At 68.3% G+C, this 22203-nt stretch carries 18 protein-coding genes and 1 pseudogene; 11 read left to right on the top strand and 8 right to left on the bottom strand.

Annotation, left to right across the window (positions count from 1 at the left end; all coding sequences use genetic code 11):
* Positions 1-166 precede the first annotated feature (166 nt).
* The 4 genes from B116_RS27360 to B116_RS27800 all read left to right on the top strand — a co-directional run bounded on the left by B116_RS27360 (position 167) and on the right by B116_RS27800 (position 4546).
* The gene (locus B116_RS27360; RefSeq protein WP_155255727.1) at positions 167-553 is read left to right on the top strand and encodes a hypothetical protein; all 387 of its coding nucleotides are present in this window, start codon (positions 167-169) and stop codon (positions 551-553) included.
* A gap of 2669 nt (positions 554-3222) precedes the next feature.
* On the top strand, positions 3223-3435 hold the full coding sequence (locus tag B116_RS27355) for a hypothetical protein (protein ID WP_155255726.1): 213 nt from the start codon (positions 3223-3225) through the stop codon (positions 3433-3435).
* Between the two features lies 1 nt (position 3436).
* On the top strand, positions 3437-4027 hold the full coding sequence (locus B116_RS28955; protein ID WP_223874526.1) for a DUF6346 domain-containing protein: 591 nt from the start codon (positions 3437-3439) through the stop codon (positions 4025-4027).
* A 375-nt stretch (positions 4028-4402) separates the two neighbouring features.
* On the top strand, positions 4403-4546 hold the full coding sequence (locus tag B116_RS27800) for a hypothetical protein (RefSeq protein WP_020678953.1): 144 nt from the start codon (positions 4403-4405) through the stop codon (positions 4544-4546).
* A 196-nt stretch (positions 4547-4742) separates the two neighbouring features.
* Here the strand turns inward: B116_RS27800 and B116_RS28165 are convergent, their stop codons facing one another.
* The 7 genes and pseudogenes from B116_RS28165 to B116_RS0107565 form a co-directional block, all read right to left on the bottom strand.
* On the bottom strand, positions 4743-4937 hold the full coding sequence (locus tag B116_RS28165; protein WP_018721730.1) for a helix-turn-helix domain-containing protein: 195 nt from the start codon (positions 4935-4937) through the stop codon (positions 4743-4745).
* 183 nt (positions 4938-5120) lie between these two features.
* Positions 5121-5337: pseudogene (locus B116_RS27990) on the bottom strand (VOC family protein); the annotation flags it as partial.
* A 111-nt stretch (positions 5338-5448) separates the two neighbouring features.
* Positions 5449-6306 (bottom strand): spermidine synthase, encoded by an 858-nt coding sequence (locus B116_RS0107585; RefSeq protein WP_027659684.1) that lies wholly within the window; start codon positions 6304-6306, stop codon positions 5449-5451.
* A complete protein-coding gene (locus B116_RS0107580) occupies positions 6306-7292 on the bottom strand; it encodes a hypothetical protein (RefSeq protein WP_027659683.1) in 987 nt (328 codons plus the stop codon). Before B116_RS0107580 ends, B116_RS0107585 begins: the two co-directional genes overlap by 1 nt.
* A 28-nt stretch (positions 7293-7320) precedes the next feature.
* Positions 7321-9795 carry an AAA family ATPase gene (locus B116_RS0107575; RefSeq protein ID WP_027659682.1) on the bottom strand — a complete coding sequence of 825 codons (2475 nt, stop codon included), beginning with the start codon at positions 9793-9795 and terminating at the stop codon, positions 7321-7323.
* Positions 9795-10943, bottom strand: a complete 1149-nt coding sequence (locus B116_RS0107570) for an exonuclease SbcCD subunit D (RefSeq protein ID WP_018721726.1) — start codon at positions 10941-10943, stop codon at positions 9795-9797. Before B116_RS0107570 ends, B116_RS0107575 begins: the two co-directional genes overlap by 1 nt.
* 13 nt (positions 10944-10956) lie before the next feature.
* Positions 10957-12699 carry an ATP-binding protein gene (locus tag B116_RS0107565; RefSeq protein WP_018721725.1) on the bottom strand — a complete coding sequence of 581 codons (1743 nt, stop codon included), beginning with the start codon at positions 12697-12699 and terminating at the stop codon, positions 10957-10959.
* A gap of 234 nt (positions 12700-12933) precedes the next feature.
* Between B116_RS0107565 and B116_RS0107560 the strand changes: the two genes are divergently transcribed.
* Positions 12934-14619 (top strand): alpha/beta fold hydrolase, encoded by a 1686-nt coding sequence (locus B116_RS0107560; RefSeq protein ID WP_027659681.1) that lies wholly within the window; start codon positions 12934-12936, stop codon positions 14617-14619.
* Here the strand turns inward: B116_RS0107560 and B116_RS0107555 are convergent.
* Positions 14596-15339 carry a pyrimidine reductase family protein gene (locus tag B116_RS0107555; RefSeq protein WP_027659680.1) on the bottom strand — a complete coding sequence of 248 codons (744 nt, stop codon included), beginning with the start codon at positions 15337-15339 and terminating at the stop codon, positions 14596-14598. The genes B116_RS0107560 and B116_RS0107555 overlap by 24 nt on opposite strands.
* Positions 15340-15489: 150 nt before the next feature.
* On the opposite strand from B116_RS0107555, the gene B116_RS0107550 reads away from it, so the two are divergent.
* The 6 genes from B116_RS0107550 to B116_RS0107525 all read left to right on the top strand — a co-directional run bounded on the left by B116_RS0107550 (position 15490) and on the right by B116_RS0107525 (position 22190).
* Entirely contained in the window at positions 15490-16035 is a 546-nt protein-coding gene (locus B116_RS0107550) for a plasmid pRiA4b ORF-3 family protein (protein ID WP_018721722.1), read from the top strand.
* A 269-nt stretch (positions 16036-16304) separates the two neighbouring features.
* A complete protein-coding gene (locus tag B116_RS0107545; RefSeq protein ID WP_027659679.1) occupies positions 16305-17591 on the top strand; it encodes an ABC transporter substrate-binding protein in 1287 nt (428 codons plus the stop codon).
* Positions 17592-17811: 220 nt separating this feature from the next.
* Positions 17812-18780, top strand: coding sequence for a carbohydrate ABC transporter permease (locus B116_RS0107540; RefSeq protein ID WP_027659678.1), 969 nt, complete (start codon positions 17812-17814; stop codon positions 18778-18780).
* Positions 18781-18790: 10 nt separating this feature from the next.
* Positions 18791-19633: a carbohydrate ABC transporter permease gene (locus B116_RS0107535; RefSeq protein ID WP_027659677.1), complete on the top strand. Its 843-nt coding sequence runs from the start codon at positions 18791-18793 to the stop codon at positions 19631-19633.
* Positions 19630-21066, top strand: coding sequence for a GH1 family beta-glucosidase (locus B116_RS0107530; protein ID WP_027659676.1), 1437 nt, complete (start codon positions 19630-19632; stop codon positions 21064-21066). The genes B116_RS0107535 and B116_RS0107530 overlap by 4 nt, the downstream gene beginning before the upstream one ends.
* 77 nt (positions 21067-21143) lie before the next feature.
* Positions 21144-22190 (top strand): LacI family DNA-binding transcriptional regulator, encoded by a 1047-nt coding sequence (locus B116_RS0107525; RefSeq protein ID WP_018721717.1) that lies wholly within the window; start codon positions 21144-21146, stop codon positions 22188-22190.
* The last annotated feature ends 13 nt before the right edge of the window (positions 22191-22203 follow it).

Below are 22203 nucleotides of genomic sequence, written 5' to 3'. Positions count from 1 at the left end.
TCGTTTCGGCCGACGGTCGACGGAGTATCCGGATGGGACCGCATGAAATGAATAGTAAGCCGACGAAGTTCCACTATCATGAAGAGACTTGGGATTTCAGGGTGCCTGACAACACATGGACTGTTTTTCAAACAACATGGTGCGAGTTCCGCTGAAGTGAGGCGTGATGAGGATTAAAATCGAGGAAGTTCTCGATGTCGCCCACGGGTGGATCCGTTTCAGGTCCGGTACAGAATCTGTGAAGGGGTGCTGGGCTGGACCTGGAGAAGTTCCGGTTGGACGAGAATTAGACATCGAGATGGAAGTATCTGAGCAGGGGATCACCTCGGTTCGCCCGGCCATGCGGCCTTTCCGGGATGCGGTTACCCAAGACGGCGGCGAGGTAGTCATAATCGGATGCGCCGAAAGATTTGCAGACGACGGGATCATCGAATTTCGAGTTGGTCAGGACATCATCCTGCTGGAGTCGGTCGGGCCGCTCGCCGAAATTGTTGAGTGTTCGCATTTTGAATTAAGGATGCCGGAATTGATGATATATCCTTGCGATTTGTGAGAGCAGGACGCACTGTTCGTTCGTCGAATAGGTTTAGCGTCAGAGATGTGGGTCGCTCGCTCACTTCAATGATCGATCGACCCGCATTCCGAGGGTGAGTAACGGAGCGTAGCGGAGGGCTATCTCGGGTCAATGCCGTCCGCCTGGGTTGCCGTCACGGTTGCCGTCAGGACTCCGATGACATACAAGCACGTCGATGGAAGTCGATGTGGCTGTGCCTGACCGGGCCGCTTGGCGGCGGGGTTTCGATTCGCAGGACCGCCCGTCCGGCCTAGCTTTAAGGGACTGTCATGGCCGTGCCGGGGGTCTTCCCCAAAGTTGAGTGGCGCGGCGTGGTGGGCGTGCGCGCGGCCGGGCTGCTCTTGAATTAGTGAAGCAGTTTTGGACCAGATCTACTTCGTGAGTCGCCCTCTACTGGTTGTTTCTGGACAGGCTTCGGTCGTCTTGGCTGCTTTGGGTGGTGCGGTGGCGGATGGGGCACCGTCAGGTGTCTGCCCGGTGTCGGCGTCTGCGGGGCCGCGTAGTGGGCTCCGGGGTCAAGGGGTGCCTGTGGGGCGATCGCAGGCGGCGCGTAGCGCCCTTGGGCCAGAGGGGTGACCCCTCGTATGGGCGTGCCGCCCATAGGTCGTCGTTTGCGGCTGGACCGGCTGTCTAAGAAGAGGGTGTCGAGGACGCCCAACTGGGACGCTCCTGGCGGCCTGCCGTGGCGTGTGCTGGTGTCTGTCCGTGTTGCCGTCACTGTTGCCGTCAACCAGGTCCTGTGCCGAGGGCCGACACGGTTGCGCTCGATGAAAGCCCAGGTCAACGACATGCCATCGTAGGTCACTCTCCGTGCTGGCCGTGAGAATGCCACACGTACTATGTGGTAGCCGGCAACACGCCGGTCCTCGCACACAGCTGCGGTGGTGGTAAGGCAACTGTGCGTTGGGGCGCCGATATGGAGCATGCCACGATTCGGGTAGAGGGCGGCGGCAGGTCACTGGAGACCGAGCAAATAATCCCAGGATGGGATGGGGTAGGAAGCCTAAATAGTCTCCCGACGACGGGTGCGCGAGCGGAGTCGCTTGGTCCAAATGTTATTGAGCGGACCTTCGATGTTCCTGATGTGGGGGCGGCCATGCGGGCCCAGCAACGCTCAATTGGAGCGGATCTCGGCGGCTATGATGGGATTCACAATAGTTGCGTAACCTACTGTGTGTCGATTTTGCGCGCTGGTGGCGTAGATATACCGGCAGGAGCGCGAGGAATGATTGCGCTTAAAAGGACTCTAGGCTAGGGGCTGCGTTGCTAGGTCAAGAGGAACATCACGATGCTGTCCTTGCGGATATCCTCTTAAGTAAGAGGGTTGGTCTAGCGCATATTCGCCTCGTTGGGGACGTCATTTCGACCAGGGCTCAACTAAGCATGCTCCTGCAGGGTAAGGTTGGTCTTTCATTCGACCAGCGAGCAGAACTTGTCGAAGAGGTCCTTGATCTAGAGGATGCTTACCGGGATGCGTGGCAAAAGGTGTCCTCCGACTCTTATGCTCAAAATCGAGTGGAGTATCTTGCTGCTCTTGACCACGCGTTGAGAGCTGCTACGGAGGGAATGTCAAGCATCGTCCGACGGATTGGCGGGAGTCCGTAGTGTAGCTATTGAGGTGCTCGGGATGAGCTTCCGAGGTGCTGTAGGCGGGTGTGGCAACCATCTCGCGGGAGAGGGTTGTAAATTCCAGAACAGGGCGCATCGGCGCACAGCGTAACGTCAATGGCCGTAACGTCAATGGCGGCTCGGAGGAGTCAGGCGGGTTTTGGTAAAGCCTGGCCTGACCCTTCGGGTCGAAAGTAGTGTTCATTCTGGCTCGGTCGACTTCTGCCAATTCGCCTCGCAAGGGGACTCCGCATAGGGCGTTGATCTCGACCGTGGCGAGTGCCAAGTCGACACTACGATCCGTAGCCTTGCCGTAATTCTATGCACTGGAGTTCGTGGCTGTGCATGCCGGTTGCTGTCACGGTTGATGTTAGGCGGCCAGCATGTATGTGAATTGATAGATCGGTGACAGATCTCCACGGTGCCCCCGGGTGGCCGATGGCGCGAAGGGATCGTCGTGGCTCGGAGGTCGAATGGTCTTCCCGTCGCGCTGATTGCTGTGCCGGTTTGAGTGGTCTGCTGCGTGGGCGCGTGCGCGCGGGGCGGGAACGGCTGTAGCGCGTGCGCGTGCGTCCGGCGTGGCCAGGTCGTCTTGATTTGGTGAAGCAATTCTTAGTTCAGTGGGCTCGGTCGGCGGCGGGGTCGCTGGTCTGTGTCTCGGAGCTACGGCCTCCTTCGTCGGGCAAAATGGTGTACTGCGGTTACCGTCGGTGCAGGCGTCCTTGTTTGTTGAGCGGTTGCCGGTGCGTTAAGTAACCTAGTAACCGGCGTAATGCAGCGAAAGAACCTAGGAGAAATTGCCGTTACCTCAGTAGCGGTGCGGCTTTCGGTGCCTTAGGTGGTGGTTGGGGGCGGTCTTCGGAGCTGGAATTGGTGGGGGCTCGCAGCTAACACTATTAAGTGTGGTATCTCAGCATCTCAGTGGGCCAAAAGCGATGGGTGGCACCGTTTGGGGCCTACTTCCGATGAAATCGGCGATTAGCGCGTTCTTCCGTAGGAACTTTTCACAGTTCATTTCCGGGTCTAGGTATAATATCGCGATGGAGGCTGCGAAGCTGGGTTCCCAGCAGGCTAAGAGGCTGGCCGTCGCCAGGGATGTCACTGTCGGCGCGCTGTCACCGCGGGCCGGTATTGTTCCTGCGGCCGTGGCGAATTACACTCCCGGCAACTGGGAACAATTGAAGTCGGGCCCGTCGTCCAATCCGCTGAATATGATTAGCCCGCTGCTGTCAGCCGGTTTTGGTCGTTCGTGAAATGGATGCGGAGTTTGCGCGTTCTCGGCAGGAGGCGCTCGCCGCCTACGAACGGCGTGGGCCATTCTGGGGGCGGGTGGCGCGGTTTGCAATGGCAATCGCTCTCCTTGTCGCTATTCCCGTCCTGTATCTGATCTCCGAGACGTTAGTAAGTTTCTACCCCGGTACCGGCGTTGTGAAGAGCTCTCCTCCGGAGCGCCCAGCCGTGGCCACCGTGCAGGATTGCCAACGGGTCGGGCCGGTGAGCAGTAATGGTCTTGGGTACTGGTGGCACTGCGACGTCACCGTCCAAACTCAGGACGGCCGGCAGGTGGTAACAACGGTTTATAATTCGGTCGTTACCCCGTCTGACCGTGGTAAGGCAGTCGAGTTCCGTGAAGCTTGCTTTGGGGAAGGAAACTCCAGGTGTGAATACGGTCGCCCATCTGCCTGGGCCTGGGCTATGGCAGTCCAAGTGTTTTACATCATCCGGACTTCGGTATATTTGTTCCTGATTATAGGTAGTGGAATGTACCTGGTCACCGGGGTGGTCGGTGTTCCGAGGAGTGTCGCCTGGCTAGAAAGGCGGGAGCGTAAGAAGAAGCGGGGGTAAAAGATTTGCAACTCCCCGTAACCAGCGGTTGGCTGCGGTGGAGGGCGCAGGAAAGCCGTGTAGCTATGAACCCTCACCATTTCATTTGAAATGAAGGAGTTCGTGATGGGGCATTCAGATGTAGAGGGTGGAGGAACCTTCCTTGACCTCACGATAAGCCACCCTGCGACTACTTTTCTTTACCGCGCCACCAAGCCTCGGGTCAGAGTGGATGGTGTCGACGTAGCGGTTTCAGGCTGGGGTCAGCATCGCCTCGCGGTTGAGCCGGGGCGGCGTCGAGTGGAGGTGTGGGTGCCCTATGTCCTGCCGCGGAAGGCGGGATGAGCTTCCTGTGAGATTGACATTCCTCGAGGTGCAGAGTTCGCCCTCGAGTACATGGCCCCTACGGTTACCTTTGCACGCGGTGCACTGGGCGCTCCCGGCGAACAGACCTCCACCGGCCACTCCACCGTGATGATCCTCAACGTCGTGACTCTGGTCGTGATTCTGGGGATCTGCCTGGTCGGTCTGTTGGTCTGACTTGACCATAGGATTGCCCAGGCCTCACGCACCGGTGCGTGAGGCTGGTGCGGAGTTTCTCCGCCATCCTGCTCGTGGACCCAGGGGCGGCCCGGCAAGGATGCTGCTACAGACGTCAAGCCGCGAGTTGAAGATCGTTTGCCGTGATGAGCTGGCAGAGCCCGCGGGTGACGTAGTGCTTGAGGCAGCGGATGATCTATTTCTTGGACATGCCTTCCTTGGTGTTCGTAGGCAGCCGGTGCGGGTGGCCGGCCGCCCACTGAGGGTCCAGGCTGGCCATTCCCGTCTCGTTGAACCGGCGGATGACCTGCCGGACCGTGTCCTCGTCGGCTTGCATGAGGCGGGCGATAGCCGGCGCCAGTTTCCCGCCGGCCGAGGCGAGCACGATCATGGCCCGTCGCAGTCGGATCGGTCAGCCGGTTCCCCGGCGATTGATTCGCAGCAACTGCTGACCTTCCTGATCACACAGCCGCCGCACGCATGCAGGATCTGCCACCACCACAGCCTGACCACCGCCTGGCCAACAGGCTAGACGGCGTGTCCACCAACATTGCGAACGTTCATGGTCACAGCACTAGCCGGGGAACTGTTCGAACATGATCTCGTAGCCGTCCGGGTCCAGGCCGTAGAAGATGCGCGCCCATCCGACGTCTTCGGGGTCGAAGGGTCACGGTCAGGCCCTCGTCCCGCCAGAGCCGCCACGTCGTGTCGAGATCCACCGTCGGTACGACAAGGACGAAGCCGAGCCCGACCGGTCCCTGTCTGCTTTGCTGCCCGCGTTCGACGTGGTGACAGGTACCCGCAGGCCAACCTTCAGCTGCTTTGCCGGCATTTTCGTCATCGTACGGACGCTGCGGATCAGTCAACAGTGGCCGGCTACTCGGTATCGGGAGTGCGCCGGATCAACCGCCGACCGAGAAGAGCCCCGCTGGGGGTGGTGCGGAGTCGGTGGCGTCGGTGTCGTGGACGACTGGGGCACCGCCGGTGAACCGGACCAGCTCCTCGCCGGCGAGCACCCGGCCCGGGAACCAGTCGCCGGAGACCTGTCGGGTCAGTTCGGGTACTGGTGGGGTGGTGCGGCCGGCGAGTAGCACGAGGTTGCCGAAGCGGCGGCCTCGCAGTACCGCGGCGTCGCTGATCAGTGCGGCTTTGGGTAGCACTGATCGGACGGTGGCGACCTGTTGGCGGGTGTGCCGCAGTGGTGGGCCGTCGGCGATGTTCGCCAGGTACCAGCCGGTGGGTCGGAGGACGCGGGCCACCTCGGCGGCGAACTCCACCGAGGTCAGGTGGGCGGGGGTGCGGGCGCCGGCGAAGACGTCGGCGACCACGATGTCGATGCTGGCGTCCCGGAGGCCGGTGAGGGCTTCCCGGGCGTCGGCGACGCGTACCCGTAGTCGTGGGTTGGGGGGCCAGGGCAGCTCGCGGCGGACCAGCTCGACCAGCGCGCCGTCCACCTCGCAGACTCGTTGGGTGGAGCCGGGACGGGTGGCGGCGACGTAGCGGGGCAGGGTCAGCGCGCCGCCACCGAGGTGCAGCAGTCGTAGCGGGGCGCCGATCGGGGCGAGTAGGTCGATCGCGGCGCCGAGCCGGCGTACGTACTCGAACTCCAGGTGGGTGGGGTCGGTGAGATCCACGTGTGACTGCGGGGCGCCGTCGAGCAGCAGCGTCCAGGAGCCCGCCCGGTCCGGGTCGGGGACCAGCTCGGCCATCCCGGTGTCCACCTCGACGGCGGCCCGGTCGGTGGAGCGCCGGCGCCCCATCAGCCCGTACCGCTGGGTGGCTGCGCGGCGGCGGGCGTGGCGCTTCGCGCGGCGGTGACCAGGGCGCGGTGCAGCAGCCGGGAGTCGCCGATCATCCGTCGCAGGCGGCGTTCCAGGCCGGCGATGGGGATCAGGTTCTGCGGTGCCCGAGGGTCCTTGTACGGGGTGGAGGCGAAGCGGGGCAGGGTCACCACGGACAGGTCCGCCAACGCGACCGCCGCCGCGATGTCCAGCTCGGTGGAGCACTCCACCCGGACGATGCCCGCCCACGGGGCGCCCCCGGCGACCGGCAACCGCAGGTACCACGACCAGCCGCCCCACGCGGTGCCGAGCCGGAACACCGGGGAGCGCTGCCCGGCCGTCAGCCCGGTGACCACCGCGGTGAGCCGGGCATCCAGGTACTGACTGTGCTGGGTTTTCACGTAGCCGAGGGTGCGGGGCAGGAGCCGTCGGTTGCGCAGCGGCCCGTCCACCACCAGCAGATCGTCGTCGCTGCGGGCGGCGCCGGAGACCGCCACCTCCAGCGCGGTCAGCGGCCCCTGCACCGCCGCCGGTAGCTTGGCCAGCTCGCCGCTGCCGCCGACCCGGTGCACCGGGTAGTGGACGTTGCCGGCGCGCACGTCCACCGCGGACGGGCTGGCGGTGAAGAGCCCCCGCTCCACCCGGGCACCAGCCAGCTGGGCCGAGCCGCGCTCCAGGTCGCAGCGGACCACCCCGGCCGCGTACGAGGCGGCCAGCCCCGGGTACGAGACCCCGTCGGGCTCGGTCAGCCACAGGCTGGCGTCGTTTCGGCGTACCCCGTCGACGAGGAGGATCACGGCCGGGGGGTGGACGCCGGGCCGGGGCCCGACCGCCCGCCAGTCGACCGCGGGCAGCTCGTGGTCGGCCTCGACCCGGGCGCTGCTGGGTGCGGCCGGGCCGCCGGCGGCGGCCTCGAACGAGGCCCCGTACGCCGGGTCCCACGCGTCGACGAAGAAGCGGGTCACCCGGGTCGCCTCCGTCCGCCGTCGGCGTTCACCGGCCGGTCCGTTCGATCCGGGCCGACCGGGCGTCCTTGCGGACCTCGAAGCGGACCGGTATGCGCTCGGCCAACGCCGGCACGTGGGTGACCACGCCGACCATCCGGTCGCCCCGCGCGGCCAGGTTCTCCAACGTGGCCGCCACCGTGTCGAGGGTCGCGGTGTCGAGCGTGCCGAACCCCTCGTCCAGCACGATGGACTCCAGGCTGGCCGCGGTGGTCGACATCCCGGCGAGCTGTTCGGCCAGGGCCAGCGCGAGCGCCAGCGACGCCTGGAAGGTCTCCCCGCCGGAGAGGGTGCGTACGCCCCGGCGCAGGCCGGCGTCGTGGTGGTCCACGACGAAGAACTCCCCCTTGTCGTGGACCAGGTCGTACTGGTCGCTGGAGAGTTCGCGCAGAATCCGCGACGCCCCGTCCACCAGCAGATCGAGCGCCTCGGTGAGCAGCCACCGTTCGAAGTTGTTCGCCCGCAGATGCCCGGCGAGCGCGCGGGCCACCTGCGCCTCACGCTCGTAGGTGGCGCGCTGCTCGCGCAGCTCACCGGCCTGCTCCCGGCGGCGGGTCACCTCCCGCAGCTGCGCCTCGGCCCGTTCGAGGGCGACCGCCGTGTCGCGGCCCGGGTCGTCGGTGGCCGGCACCCCGGCCGCCTCGAGTAGCCCGCCGATCCGCACCTCCACCGCGGCCACCTGCGCCTCGGCCGCGCTCACCGCCGCCACCCGGTCGGCGCGCTCGGAGCGCCGCCGCGCCACTTCGGCGGCGGCCCAGTCGGTCAGCGTCGTCCACGCCGCGGCCACGTCCTCCCGGTCGGTGGCCGGCGGGCCGAAGCGGGCCAGCCCGTCCCGGGTCGCGTCGAAGGCCCGCCAGGTGGTGCGGAGCCGTTCCTGTGCGGTGTCCACCGCGGCCCGGGCCCGGCGGGCCTCGTCCCGGCCGGCGCGGACCGCCGCCGCCGACTCCTCCAACTCCTGCCGTAGCCGCCCGTGCTCGGCCACCGCCTGGTGCAGCGCCGCCGGCTCCGGGGCGTCGGCCAGCTGGGTGCGCAGGGCGGCCAGCCGTTCGTCGAGCTGTTCCTGCCGGACCCGCGCCGCCACCAGCTCTCGTTCCCGCTCGCGGACGGCGCCGTCCCGCTGCGCCACGATGGCCTTGGCCGTCTCGCTGGCCGCGCGCGCCGCCTTACCGGCCGCGACCGCCGCCGACACCGCCGCCTCGGCCGGGATCGCCGGCACCTGGGCGACGGTCTGCTCGCAGACCGGGCAGGTGGCCCCGTCGTGCAGCGGCTCCCGCAGCGCCACCGCCAGGTCGGTCGCCTTGGCTTGCTCATGCGCCTGGAAGGCCGCCGCCAGGTCGGCCTCGGCCCGCTCGGCCGCCGCCTGTGCCGCGGCCAGCTCCGCCGTCGCCGCCGCGTGCCCGGCCTGGGCCGCCGCCACCGCCGCCCGGACCGTCTCGGCCTCGCCGGCCAGCCCCGCCCGATCGTCGTACGCCCGCAGCAGCAGGCGCAGCGCGCTCTCGTCGCCGGCCGCGGTCAGCTCGCCGCGAAGCTTCTCCTCCCGCTCCTCGGCGAGCGCCACCACGGTCGTGGCCTCGTCCGCGTCGGTCTGCGCGGTCGCCACCGCCCGGGCGACCTCGGCCACCCCGGCGGGGGCGCGTACGGCGTCGAGTACGGACAGGTCGGTGTCGAGGGCGGTCAGCGCCGCGCCCGCCTCCCGCGCCGCGGTGTGCGCCGCCGCGCGTTCGGGAACGGCGGCGGTGACGGCGGTGGCCAGCTCCCGCATCTGCTCGACGCGGACCGACACCTCGTCGAGGATGGCGTCGTCGATGTCGGTGAGCCCGGTGAGCGTCTGGTTGACCACCTCGAACTTCGCCTCGGCCTGGCTGGCCCGGGTCCCCGCCTTCTCCCGCACCTGCTCGTAGACGCCGAGGCCGAGCAGGTTGACCAGGATCTCCTGCCGTTTCGCCGGTCGGGCATGCAGGAAGTCGGCGAACTGCCCCTGCGGCAGCAGCACACAGCTGGTGAACTGCTCATACGGCAGCCCGACCGCCGTCAGCACCGCGTCTTCCATCTCGGCGACCGTGCCGGCGAGCACTTCACCCAGGTCCTCCGGGCTGAGCCCGGTGTCGAGCTTGGCCGGGTCGAAGCCGGGCGGCATGAGCTGCAGGCCGGCGCCGGAGGTCTTGACGTTGCCCCGGCTGTCCCGCCGGACCACCCGGGTGGCCACGTAGCGGTCACCGGCCGACTCGAAGACCAACCGGACCCGCGCCTCGGCCGCCGACGGGGCGAGGGCGTTCGCCAACCCGCGGGTGCCACCCCACCGGGGTACGGTGCCGTAGAGCGCGAAGCAGATGGCGTCCAACACGGTGGACTTGCCGGAGCCGGTCGGTCCGACCAGCGCGAAGAAGTCGGCGTCGGTGAAGTCGATCGTCGTCGCCGCGCGGAAGACGGTGAAGCCGTCGAGATCCAGTCGCATCGGCCGCATCAGTGCTCGACCTCCTCGAAGAGCTCGTCGAAGAGCCCCCGGACGTCGTCGTCGGCGTGCCCCCGGTCGTCCAGGTAGTCGCCGAAGAGCTCCCGCGGTGACCGGCCGGCGCGCTGGGCGACGCGGGCACCGCCGCCGGGCGCGGACACCAGCTCCGGATCGATCCTGATCTCCAGGGCGCGGGGGAGGAGTTCCTGCACCTCCTCGCGGAGGCCGGCCCGGGGCTGCTCCCGGACGAAGACCCGCAGCCAGGCATCCGGCACCTCGACCTCGGCGAGCTGCGCGAGCGTGCCCCGGACGGTCCGCAGGGTGGCGGCGGCGGGGATGGGCACCTCGCGCACCTGGGCGGCCGTGGTGGCGGTCACCTCGACCACGGTCACCGACGGGATGTTCTCCTGCTCGCCGAAGTCGACCGCCAGCGGGCTGCCGCTGTAGCGGATCGGGCACCCGCCGTCGACCCGCTGGGCGCGGTGCAGGTGACCGAGGGCGACGTAGTGCGCGGTGCCGGGGAAGACCGTCGCCGGCACCGCGTAGCCGAGGACGGTGTGCGCGTCCCGTTCGCCGCCGCCGGTCGCCGCCCCGACCACGGTCAGGTGGGCGGTGACCAGGTGCACCCGGTTCGGTTCGGTGAAGCCATCGGTCAACCGGGCGACGATCCGCCCCAGGTGGTCGGCGTACGTCTGGTTTGCCTCGGCCGCGGTCAGCTCATACATCTCCACGGCCCGGACCGCGTACCGCTGGGACAGGAACGGGAGCGCGGCGAGCTGCCAGCGTTCGCCGCCGCCGGTCGTACCGTCGATGATGTGCTCGTTGGGGTCTTCGCGGACGCTGCCCCGCAGGGTGATCCCGGCGGCGTCGGCCCAGGGCCGCAGCGCGTCCAGCGCCGCGCCGTTGTCGTGGTTGCCGCCGATCGCGACGACGTCGGCACCGGTACGGCGCAGCGCGGTCAGCGCCCGGGTGACCAACCGGGTCGCCTCGGGGGTGGGGGCGGCGGTGTCGTAGAGGTCGCCGGCGATGATGATCAGATCCGGCGCTTCCCGCCGCGCCACCTCGATCACTCCGGCGAGGACGGCCTTCTGCTCCTCGGCCCGGGACTGTCCCTTGAGGACCTTGCCGACGTGCCAGTCGGAGGTGTGCAGGATCTTCACGGCTCAAACCACCTCAGAACGGGATGTCGTCGTCGCCGGAGCCCACCACGGCGAACGGGTCGGCCGACTGGGTGATCGACCGGAGTGTCTGGGAGGGCACCGTACCCGCCTCCGCGACCCGTGTCGCCCAGGCAGGGAACGGAAATTCCAGGCAGAGAGGCACCGGGATGTCGGGCTGGTTGACGAACATCGTGCCCGGTTTCGCCAGCAGCGCCCGCTGCCGCTGCGCCGGCGGGAGGAAACCGTACTCGGGGCGGGACGCCTCGGCCGGGTCGAGCCGACCGACCACCCGGACCGCCGAGTTCGTGACGATGCGCCGCTCCACCTCGCTGGCGGTCTGCTGCGCGCCGACCAGGATCACCCCGAGGGAGCGGCCCCGCTCGGCGATGTCCAGCAGCACCTCCTTGATCGGGGAGGAGCCCTCGCGGGGGGCGTACTTGTTGAGCTCGTCGAGGACGACGAAGAGCAGCGGCTTGGCCGTGCCGGTCTTCTCCTTGCGCTCGAACTCGCTCTTGAGCGTCACACCGACCACGAACCGCTGCGCCCGATCCGGCAGGTTGTGCAGGTCGACCACGGTGACCTGCGCCGACTCCGCGGTGTTGATCCGGTGCGGGCGCCGGGTGGCCAGATCGCCGCGGATCAGCCGGGACAGGTCCTTCTTACTGCCGATCAACCGGCGGGCGAAGGCGTTGACGGTGCCGAGGCCGACCGCGCTGCCGGCCCAGTCGCCCCGGGTCTCGTCGTTGTTGAGCTGCTCGACGATGTGATCGACCAGGTCGGCGTAGCTGCCGAGGCGGACCCCGTCGATGCTCACCCCACCGTCGGCGGGCTGCGCGTACCGGGCCAGGTGGGCGGTGACCGAGTGCACCACCATCGTGTACTGCTGGCGCTCGTCGTCGGCGTCGGCGAAGACGTACGGCAGGAGGCGGTCGGCGCAGAACTCGTCGAGCGTCCAGTAGAAGCTGTCCACCCCGCTGAGCCGACTGCTCACATCCGGCGTGCCGGTGGCGTCACCGGCCCGGGGCGGAGCGTAGACGCGTACGTCGGGGAAGGCCGCGGCGTCCAGACCGAGCCGGGCGTACGCCGTGCGGGTCGACTCGTCCAGCCGGGTGTTGGGGTGGTCGAGGAAGAGCAGGTCCTCGCCCTTGACGTTGAAGATCAATGCCTTGGCGTTGACCGCGTCACCGCCCAGGACGCCGGAGCGGAAGACCGAGTAGAGCAGGAAGGTGGCGAAGCTCGTCTTGGTGGCGACGCCCGAGATGCCGGAGATGGAGACGTGCGCGCCCCGGGTGCCGTCGAGGAAGTCGGCGTTGAGGTAGACCGGCACCCCGTCGCGGCCGGTGCCCATCGGGATCCGCCGCTCCATCCGGTCGAAGTGCAGCGCCCGGGCCCGGGCGTCCCCCTCGGCCCGGTGCACGACGGCGCCCGGCGACGGCGGGACGTAGAGCTCCGGGTCGACCCGGGTGGTGGTGATCTCGGCGGCCTCCTGCACCTGGGCGGGGAGCATGCCGTCGGCGATCGCGAAGACGTCGGAGTCGAACTGGGCGCCCTCGTGTCGGGCGCGCACCTGGGTGACCACCCCGGCGATCGTCACCGGCTCCCGGTCCGGCAGCTCGCGGCGGGTGGCCACCACGTCGTCGAGCTGCAGGTAGCTGGTGGGGGAGACCGCCGTCCAGAACTGCAGCGGGGTGGCGTCGGCGGTGCCGAGCACCCGGCCGACCAGCTCGCCCGGGCCATCCACGGCGTCGTCGGTCATCGGGTCACTCCGCGGGGCTGGGGGGCGAGGTCGGCAGACACGTCCTGCATCCTGCCCGAGACCTACGACCGACCGCCACGTGACGCGGCGGAGACCACGCCGTGCCCGCCCCGCACCCGCGCTGGGCCAGTGAGCGAAGGGCGTGCTGGGCGGCGAGCGCGACGGGCGGCCCGGCCGGGTGATCATCAGCGGATTCGCCACGAGCGGGGCGGGAGCTGGGCGATGCTGTATCGGATGAAAGTGTGGGAGGAGTTGCTGCGGACGCCCCGCGGTCGGTTCAAGGCGCTGGTCGCGCTGGCGGCGGTGCTGCCGGCGATAGCGGCGGCGATCATCGCGGCGCTCGGGTTCCAAGCCGTCCGCGGGCTGCCGCCGCAGGTGAGCGCCGTCTGGCCGTACGGCACCTTCCAGGAGCTGCGTTGGCTCTTCGTCTACCACCGCACCATCCCCGGGTTCTTCATCACGTTGGTGGGGATGTCAGCGCTGCGGGGAGTCCTCACCACCGTCATGGCGAAACTGGCCTGGCCGGACGAGGTCCCCTGCCCGTCGTGGCGCTGGCTGCTCCGGCGCAACATCTGGGTCGCCCTCCTGACCGCGGTGATCCTCTCGCCGTGGGTGGCCCTGTCGATGGCGTTCGCCACGACCGGGCTCTCCTGGTATCTGATCGCCTCGCTGTTGCCGCTGTTGCTGCTCGCCCCGTTCCTGCTGCGGGCCGGGGTGGCCGCCGACTGGTGGCGTGGCCTGCCGCGGCTGGAGGTGGTGGGGTGGGCGTGGCTGAACTTCATCTTCCTCACCGTCGCCGGTGCGGTGATGTCGTCGGTGCCCCTGTGGTGGGGTGTCCCGTTGGCCGCCGTCTGCGGCGCGTTTAACGCGCTGCTCTGGCGAAAGGGCGTCGCCGCCGCGGTGGCTCCCGGCCGCCGGGTTCGCCTCCGGCTCGTGCCGGTGGTGCCCCTGCTGGTCGCGCTCATCCTGTTTAGCTTCCCGGCGATGCCGCTGATCGCCGAGGAAGTCCAGGGCGGGCGTGGTGGGTGGCGACCGCCGATCATGACCGAGCCGTTACCGGACTCGGTCCCGTACGCGGTGATCGCCCTGGGCGGGCACGACTCCGAGTACGACGGGGAACCGGCGGTGGATCCGCGGGTGGAGCGGTACTCCTACCTCGGGCTGGACGAACAGGACCGGCCCTTGCCGTACACGGCGGTGGCCACCCACCGGTCGTTGGGCGAAAGCGCGGCCCTGCTGGCGGAGCATGTCAAGGTCCTGCACGAGCGGACCAACCGGCCGATTGCCCTGCTCGGGCACAGCGAGGGGGCCATGGTGGCCCGGACCTACCTGGAGCGGTGGCCGGTGACGGAGGTGGAGGCGGTGCTGCTGTTCAGCCCGCTGGTGATGCCGGGCCGGGTGTATTACCCGCCCGCGCAGATCAGGCGGGGGTGGGGCGTCGTGGCCGGTTGGGAGCTACGGCTGCTGCAGTCGCTCTGGAACATCACCGACACCTCGGACGAGGTGCCGGACCAGGACTTCATCCGTTCGCTGCTTTCCGATGCCCCGTTCTACCGGAACCGCACGCTCTGCCCGGTGGCGGGAGTGCGGATGGTGGCCTTCCTGCCGACGGTCACCGCGATCGAGGCACCGCCCGGCCAGTACCACCGGATCCCGGTCTACGAGCTGCCCGCGTTCCATGGTGAGCTGGTCGGCCGGTTTGATGTCGCGGACCTGGTGCTCGACTTCCTCTCCGGCGAGTCGGTGCAGCGCTCGGAGATGCAGTACGAGGTGCTGCAGCGGTTCGGTGCGGCCTGGCAGCCACCTCCGTTGGCCCTGCGGATCAATCCGGTCTGGTCGGCGGGCCGGGAGGCCGACCCCGCCTTCACCGGCCGGATATGCGAGGCCCGCAATGGGTCAGCGGGCGTAGCGGAGCAGTAGCCCGCCGTCGCCGGCGGCGAGCACGTGCCGCAGCGGCAGGTGCCGCACCGGACTGGGCTCCCCGGCGCTGATCCGGCCCGGCCCGGCGCCGGCGAGCAGCGGGGCGACGGTCAGGCAGACCTCGTCCACCAGGTCGGCCGCGGTGAGCGCGCCGAAGAGGCGCGGACCGCCCTCGCAGAGCAGCTGGCCGAGCCCGCGGCGACGCAGCTCGGCCAGGCCGGCGGCGAGGTCCACCCGGCCGTCGCCGCATTCGACGAGGTCGGCGACGTCGGCCAGGCCGGGCGGGGCGGTGGCGGCGGCGTGCGTGAGCACGATCGGGCGTACCGGTGCGTCAGCGAGGGCGGGATGGGTCGGGTCGAGGTTGACCGAGCCGGAGACCACGACCAGGGTCGGGCACTCCGGTAGGCCGTGCTCCCGGCGCCAGGCGCGGCGTCGTTCGTCCAGGCGCAGTGGCCGGTACCGCTCGTGGCGCATCGTGCCGGCGGCGACCACGAGACCGTCGCAGAGCATCCGCAGCAGTCGAAAGACCCGCTTGTCCGGCTCGCCGGAGAGACCGGCCGAATAGCCGTCAACGGTGACCGCGCCATCCACGCTGGTCACAAAGTTCACGCGCAGGTGTGGTCGATCGGCCCGGCCGTAGCGGGCGGTGAGCTCCCAGTCGTCGAGTGGTGTGCTGGATGGTGTTGGCCAGAGGGCGGTAATTGGCGTTCCGACGGTCATTCGCTGGCCGGACCCGTGACCGGAGGGGGCGGCTGAGGGGTACGGTGCTGACAGTCACACCAGTTTCGGCCGCGACAGTCGTTGTGCCGCCTCGCCCGGCACGCTCGGCAGATCATGGTCGCAGCTTATTCTGCGGGAGGACGGGATAGCATGCCGCGTCAGATCTTCCAGCTGAGGATTTCCCTGGCCGGGGTCCGGCCGCTGGTCTGGCGCCGGGTGCTGGTCCCGGGCGGCTTCACCCTCGACCGGGTGCACCGGGTGGTGCAGCACGCGATGGGTTGGCGGGACTGCCACCTGCATTCGTTTGAGGTCGACGGCGAGCAGTACGGGGAGCCCGATCCGGACGGTGAGCTGTCGCTCCGCGATGAGCTGGACGTGCGGCTGGACGCGGTCGTCGGTAAGGGCAACCGGTTCCACTACACCTACGACTTCGGCAACTGGTGGGAGCACGATCTGGTGGTGGAGGACGTCCTCCTGGCGGATCCGGACGAGCGCTACCCCGACTGTTTGGATGGGGAGCGGGCGTGCCCGCCGGAGGATGTCGGCGGTGCGGCTGGCTACCTGGCGCTGCTGGCCGCGTTCGCCGATCCGGGGCATCCCGAGCACCACACGTTGCGTGACTGGGCGGGGGACCGCTTTGATCCGGCCGTCTTCGATTCCGGTCGGGCGGGCACGCTGCTTCGTCGATTCTGCTGACCTATCTCGCCGTTTCGGGTCGCTGACCCGGAATAAGCACCATTTCGCGGCGCGGATCGCGGGCGCGCGGTAACGATCTGGGAATCGCTCCCATCGGCCTATTGACACGTCTGACACCTCCCGGCAATCTCATGGGAGCGTTCCCAGTGGTGTGGTACGGCTCATTTGTCCACGCCGGACCGTCGTCGAATCCATCATCGTCGGTCGACGCCCCGTACCGCATCTCCCATCACGACAGACGCAGCCTCACATCGAAAAGAGGGGTCAGGATGAGCCTCACCACGCGGCGTTCCCGCCTGGCGGCCAGCGCCCTTGCCGCGATCACCGCCGTCGGCGGCCTCGCGGCCTGCGGCAACGACGACGAACCGGCGGCGGGCGAGAAGCCCAGCAAGCTAATCGTTGAGACGTTCGGTGAGTTCGGCTACGAAGAACTCATCAAACAGTACGAGAAGGACACCGGCATCAAGATCGAGTTGCGCAAGACCGCGCAGCTGGGTGAGTACCGACCCAAGCTGGTGCGCTACCTGGCCACCGGCAAGGGTGCGGGCGACGTGGTCGCGCTCGAGGAGGGAATCCTCAACGAGTTCAAGTCCAACCCGCGCAACTGGGTGGATCTCGCCCCGCTGGTCGACGACCTTTCCGAGGACTACCTGCCCTGGAAGTGGGAGCTGGGCAAGGCGCCGGACGGCCGACTGATGGGTCTGCCGACCGACGTCGGCAGCCTCGCCGTCTGCTACCGCAAGGACCTCTTCGAGGCGGCCGGGCTTCCCACCGAGCGGGATGAGGTCTCGGCGCTCTGGCCGGACTGGGAAAGCTTCCTGGAGACCGGCCGCGCGTACCAGGAGGGCAGCGGCGGCAAGGCCCTCATCGACTCGATCACCGCCGTCTCCGACGCGTCACTGTTCCAGCAGGGTGACGACCTCTTCTACGACAAGGAGAACAACATCATCGCGGACACCAGCCCCGCGGTGAAGGCGGCCTGGGACACCGCGATCTCGATGGTTGACATCTCCGCCAAGGCCGCGACCTGGTCACCGGAGTGGTCCGCCGGCTTCAAGCAGGGCAGCTTCGCGGCCACCTTCTGCCCGTCCTGGATGCTCGGCATCGTCGCGGAGAACTCCGGTGAGGCGAACAAGGGCAAGTGGGACGTGGCGGCGGTGCCCGGCGGCGGCGGCAACTGGGGCGGCTCCTGGCTGGCCGTGCCGGAGCAGAGCTCGTACCACGAGGAAGCGGCGAAGCTCGCCGAGTTCCTGACCAACGGCACCAGTCAGGTGGAGGCCTTCAAGGCCAAGGGTCCGCTCCCCACCCACCTGGAGGCGCTGCAGGACGAGACCTTCCTCAGCTACACCAACGAGTACTTCAGTGACGCCCCGACCGGGAAGATCTTCGGCGAGAGCGTCAGCAAGATCGAGCCGATCCACCTGGGGCCGAAGCACCAGGCGGTGAAGGAGAACGCCTTCGGGCTGGCCCTGCGAGCGTTCGAGAACGGACAGGCCAGTGAGGACGAGGCCTGGCAGCAGTTCATCAAAGATGCCCAGATTCAGGGCGCCTTCTGAGTGAATCCGACCTGGTGGCGTTCGGAAATCGTTCCGGGCGCCACCGGTCGGTCCCGGACCGGGGTGCGGCCACCTGCTGGTACTGCGTGGTGCGTGGCGCCCTGCGCGAGGGCACGGACCCTGCCAGGAAAGGAATCCCCATGAGCCACCGTAAGCGAGCCGCCGGTCGACCTGGCCTCCCAGCACCACAGGGCGGCGCGGAACGCAGCGGAGCGCTGACATGAGTCACTCGACCACCGCGGCGCCGCCGACCCCGGCAGCACCACCCCCGCCCGGCGGTACCCGCAAGCGCCCGCGCCGCTCCCTGGCCCACCTGGACATCAAGTACTCGCCGTACCTCTACATCGCGCCGTTCTTCCTGATCTTTGGCATCTTCGGGCTCTACCCGATGCTGCGTACCCTCTGGATGTCGCTGCACGACTGGGACATGATCGGAGATCGCACCTTCATCGGGTTGGACAACTACACCCGGCTGCTCTCCGACGACTACTTCTGGAACGCGCTGGTCAACACCTTCGGCATCTTCGCACTGTCGACCGTCCCGCAGCTGTTGCTGGCGCTCTTCCTGGCGAACCTGCTCAACCGCACCCTGCTGCGGGCCAAGACCTTCTTCCGGATGGCCATCTTCATCCCGAACGTTGTCTCGGTCGCCGCGGTCGCGATCGTCTTCGGCATGCTCTACCAACGGGAGTACGGGCTGGTCAACTGGCTGCTCGGGTTCGTCGGGATCGACCAGATCGACTGGGACGGGCAGACCTGGAGCTCCTGGACGGCGATCGCGTCCATGGTCAACTGGCGGTGGACGGGGTACAACACCCTGATCCTGCTCGCCGGCATGCAGGCGATCCCCCGGGACCTCTACGAGGCGGCGGAGATCGACGGTGCCGGCCAGTGGCGGCAGTTCTGGCGGATCACCCTGCCGCTGCTCCGGCCGACGTTCATCTTCGTGGTCATCCTCTCCACGATCGGCGGGATGCAGCTCTTCACCGAACCGCTGCTCTTCGCCAACGGCAACATCATCGGCGGCACCCAGCGCGACTTCCAGACCCTGGCCATGTACATGTACGAGATGGGTATCACGAATTTGAACAGCGCCGGTTACGGGGCGGCTGTCGCCTGGGCCCTCTTCATGATTATCGGCCTGATGTCGCTGCTCAACTTCGTCCTCGTCCGCCGCGCGGCCAAGTGAGGAGCCCTCGATGATCTCCGCATCCAAGCGCCTCTGGCGCACCAGTCCGTTGACCTACCTGGCCCTCGTCCTGGCGACCCTACTGTCGATCTACCCCTTCTACTACGTGGTGGTGATCGGCACCCGTACCCTGGACTCGATCAACGATGTGCCGCCGCCGGTCACCCCCGGTGGTGCCTTCACCGACAACTTCGGCCGGGTCCTCGACAACGACGCGGCCAACTTCCTCACCGGCATGATGAACTCGATCATCGTCTCCTCGGTGGTCACCGTGTCGGTGGTCCTCACCGGCTCGCTGGCCGGCTTCGCCTTCGCGAAGCTGCGCTTCCGGGGCCGCAACGTCCTGCTGCTCTCCATCATCGTGACGATGATGATCCCCACCCAGCTGGGCATCATCCCGCTCTGGGGAATGATGCAGACGTTGGGGTGGTACGACACGCTCTACGCGGTCACCGTGCCGTTCCTGGTCACCGCCTTCGGTGTCTTCATGATGCGGCAGTACGCCAGCCAGGCGGTCTCCGACGAGCTGATCGAGGCCGGCCGGGTTGACGGGGCCAGCACCCTGCGGATCTACTGGAACATCGTGCTGCCCGCGCTGCGCCCAGCAGCCGGGGTCCTGGGGCTGCTGACCTTCATGGAGACCTGGAACTCGTTCCTCTGGCCGTACGCGGTGCTCACCCCGGAGAACCCGACGCTGCAGGTCTCCCTCTCCTTCCTGTCGTACGCGTACTACACCGACTATTCGCAGGTCTTCGCCGCCACCGCCGTCGGCACCCTGCCACTGGTCATCGTCTTCCTCCTATTCGGTCGCCAGATCATCGGCGGGATCATGGAAGGTGCCGTCAAGTCGTGAGCAATCCTGCGAGTCCACCCGCCGCCGACGTTCTCGCCGAGCGCCCGCCGCTGACCTTCCCGCCTGGCTTCCTCTGGGGCGCCGCCACCGCGGCCTACCAGATCGAGGGCGCGGCGGCCGTCGGCGGCCGGACCCCGTCGATCTGGGACACCTTCAGCCACACCCCGGGTCGGGTGGTGGGCGGGCACACCGGTGACGTGGCGTGCGACCACTACCACCGGCTCGACTGGGACGTCGCCCTCATGGCCGAGCTGGGGCTGAAGTCGTACCGCTTCTCGGTCTCCTGGCCTCGGGTGCAGCCGGGCGGCACCGGCCCGATCAACCAGGAGGGACTGGATTTCTACCGGCGGCTGGTGGACCAACTGTTGGCGAACGGCATTGAGCCGTGGCTGACGCTCTACCACTGGGACCTGCCGCAGCCGCTGGAGGACGCGGGCGGCTGGCCGGCCCGGGACACCGCCGCCCGCTTCGCCGACTACGCCGCCCTGGTCGCCGGCGCGCTCGGTGATCGGGTCCGGTACTGGACCACGCTCAACGAGCCATGGTGTTCGGCGTTCCTCGGGTACGGCTCCGGGGCGCACGCCCCGGGTCGGTCCGACCCCGCCGCCGCGGTCCACGCCGGTCACCACCTGCTGCTCGGCCATGGGCTGGCCGTGCCGGCGCTGCGGGCGGCGGCCCGGTCCGAGGTCCAGGTCGGGGTGACGCTCAACCTGTACCCGGTGACCCCGGCCACCGACTCGCCCGACGACGCCGACGCGGCCCGCCGGATCGACGGGCTGGCGAACCGGTTCTTCCTCGACCCACTGCTGCGCGGGTCGTACCCGGCGGATCTGATGTCCGACCTCAGGCAGGTCACCGACTTCGGGCACGTGCGTGCGGAGGACCTGACCACCATCGCCGCCCCGCTGGATCTGGTCGGAATCAACTACTACAGCCGGCACGTGGTCGCTGCGCCGACGGTGACGGCCCCACCGGAGCCGTACTGGCGTAAACCGTCGTGCTGGCCCGGCAGCGAAGCCGTCCGCTTTGTCACCCGGGGCATACCGGTCACCGACATGGACTGGGAGATCGACCCTCCCGGGCTGGTCGAGACTTTGCGGCGCGTGTACGAGGAGTACACCGACCTGCCGCTCTACATCACTGAGAACGGTTCGGCTTTCGTGGATGCGGTCGTGGACGGTCGGGTGGACGACCCGGACCGAACGGCCTACTTCGAGGCACATCTGCGCGCCGCACATCAGGCGATCGCCGCGGGTGTCCCGCTGCACGGCTATTTCGCCTGGTCGTTGATGGATAACTTCGAGTGGGCCTGGGGTTACACGAAGCGCTTCGGCATGATTCACGTCGACTACCGCAGTCAGGCCCGCACCCTGAAGTCCAGCGGTCGCTGGTACGCCGAGACAATCCGACGTAACGGTCTGGCCGCAGAATAGGCTCGAACCAGCTATCCGGGTGGTCCCGGTGCCACCCGGGTGGGCATCGGGGCCTTCCGCCGTCGGAGGAGCAAACGATGACAACGCAGCGCACCCGCTCGCTCGGGCGCCCGACTCTCGATGCGGTCGCCGCACGTGCCGGCGTTGGCCGTGGCACGGTCTCCCGCGTCGTCAACGGTTCACCCCAGGTCAGTCCCGAGGCCCGCGCCGCGGTGCAGCGGGCCATCGCGGAACTGGGATACGTGCCGAACCGGGCCGCTCGCGCCCTGGTCACCCAGCGGACCGACTCGATCGCACTGGTGGTGTCAGAATCCGGGGACCGGGTGTTCGCCGAGCCGTTCTTCGCCGGCATCGTGCGGGGCGTCAGCTCTGGCCTGCTGGGAACCCCGTTCCAGCTCTGGCTCGTCATGGTTCAGTCCCCGATCGAGCGGGAACGGGTCGAGCACCACCTGACCAACCAGCACGTCGACGGCGTCCTGCTCTTGTCGCTGCACGACGCCGACCCGCTGCCCACGCTGCTAGAAGAGCGGGGCCTGCCCACCGTGCTCGGCGGCCGGCCAGCCCAGATGATGCACTCCGACGCGGAGCCGGCCTGGCTCGTGGACGCGGACAACGTCGGTGGGGCCCGGCGCGCGGTGGAGTACCTCGTCGGGCGGGGACGGCAGCGGATCGCGACCATCGCCGGCCCCCAGGACATGGGTGCCGGCCTGGGGCGGCTGACCGGCTACCAGGAGGCGGTCGCGAAGACGCCGAGTGGGGGAAGGCCAGACCTGATCGCGTACGGGGACTTCAGCGAGGGCAGCGGGGAGGCTGCGATGCGTCAGCTGCTGGCCGCGTGCCCGGACCTGGACGCGGTCTTCGCCGCCTCGGACCTGATGGCGTTCGGTGCGCTCCGGACGTTGCGGGAAGCCGGTCGGCGGGTGCCGGAGGACGTGGCCGTGGTGGGCTTCGACGACGCGCCGATCGCCCGTCAGTCGGACCCGCCGCTGACCACCGTCTTCCAGCCGATTGAGGAGATGGGACGGCAGATGGCCCAGTTGCTGGTGTCCCGGATCCGTGGCGAGCAACGGGCCACCACCAACATCCTGCTGGACACCGAGTTGGTCGAGCGCGCCAGCACCTGACCGCCTCCGATGG

The sequence above is a fragment of the Salinispora fenicalii genome, assembly GCF_000514815.1.
GTDB classification, from domain to species: Bacteria; Actinomycetota; Actinomycetes; order Mycobacteriales; family Micromonosporaceae; genus Micromonospora; species Micromonospora fenicalii.
The sequence above is the reverse complement of the archived record's forward strand: the minus strand, read 5'-3'. Positions and strand labels throughout refer to the sequence as shown.

Excerpts from the sequence above, each read along its gene's own strand:
- B116_RS0107575 (WP_027659682.1), bottom strand. The coding sequence starts at position 9,795 with ATGCGGCCGATGCGACTGGATCTCGACGGCTTCACCGTCTTCCGCGCG.
- B116_RS28165 (WP_018721730.1), bottom strand. The coding sequence starts at position 4,937 with ATGATCGTGCTCGCCTCGGCCGGCGGGAAACTGGCGCCGGCTATCGCC.
- B116_RS27800 (WP_020678953.1), top strand. The coding sequence starts at position 4,403 with ATGGCCCCTACGGTTACCTTTGCACGCGGTGCACTGGGCGCTCCCGGC.
- B116_RS0107525 (WP_018721717.1), top strand. The coding sequence starts at position 21,144 with ATGACAACGCAGCGCACCCGCTCGCTCGGGCGCCCGACTCTCGATGCG.
- B116_RS27360 (WP_155255727.1), top strand. The coding sequence starts at position 167 with ATGAGGATTAAAATCGAGGAAGTTCTCGATGTCGCCCACGGGTGGATC.
- B116_RS0107560 (WP_027659681.1), top strand. The coding sequence starts at position 12,934 with ATGAAAGTGTGGGAGGAGTTGCTGCGGACGCCCCGCGGTCGGTTCAAG.
- B116_RS0107555 (WP_027659680.1), bottom strand. The coding sequence starts at position 15,339 with ATGACCGTCGGAACGCCAATTACCGCCCTCTGGCCAACACCATCCAGC.
- B116_RS0107535 (WP_027659677.1), top strand. The coding sequence starts at position 18,791 with ATGATCTCCGCATCCAAGCGCCTCTGGCGCACCAGTCCGTTGACCTAC.
- B116_RS0107550 (WP_018721722.1), top strand. The coding sequence starts at position 15,490 with ATGCCGCGTCAGATCTTCCAGCTGAGGATTTCCCTGGCCGGGGTCCGG.
- B116_RS0107545 (WP_027659679.1), top strand. The coding sequence starts at position 16,305 with ATGAGCCTCACCACGCGGCGTTCCCGCCTGGCGGCCAGCGCCCTTGCC.
- B116_RS0107565 (WP_018721725.1), bottom strand. The coding sequence starts at position 12,699 with ATGACCGACGACGCCGTGGATGGCCCGGGCGAGCTGGTCGGCCGGGTG.
- B116_RS27355 (WP_155255726.1), top strand. The coding sequence starts at position 3,223 with ATGGAGGCTGCGAAGCTGGGTTCCCAGCAGGCTAAGAGGCTGGCCGTC.
- B116_RS28955 (WP_223874526.1), top strand. The coding sequence starts at position 3,437 with ATGGATGCGGAGTTTGCGCGTTCTCGGCAGGAGGCGCTCGCCGCCTAC.
- B116_RS0107540 (WP_027659678.1), top strand. The coding sequence starts at position 17,812 with ATGAGTCACTCGACCACCGCGGCGCCGCCGACCCCGGCAGCACCACCC.
- B116_RS0107585 (WP_027659684.1), bottom strand. The coding sequence starts at position 6,306 with ATGGGGCGCCGGCGCTCCACCGACCGGGCCGCCGTCGAGGTGGACACC.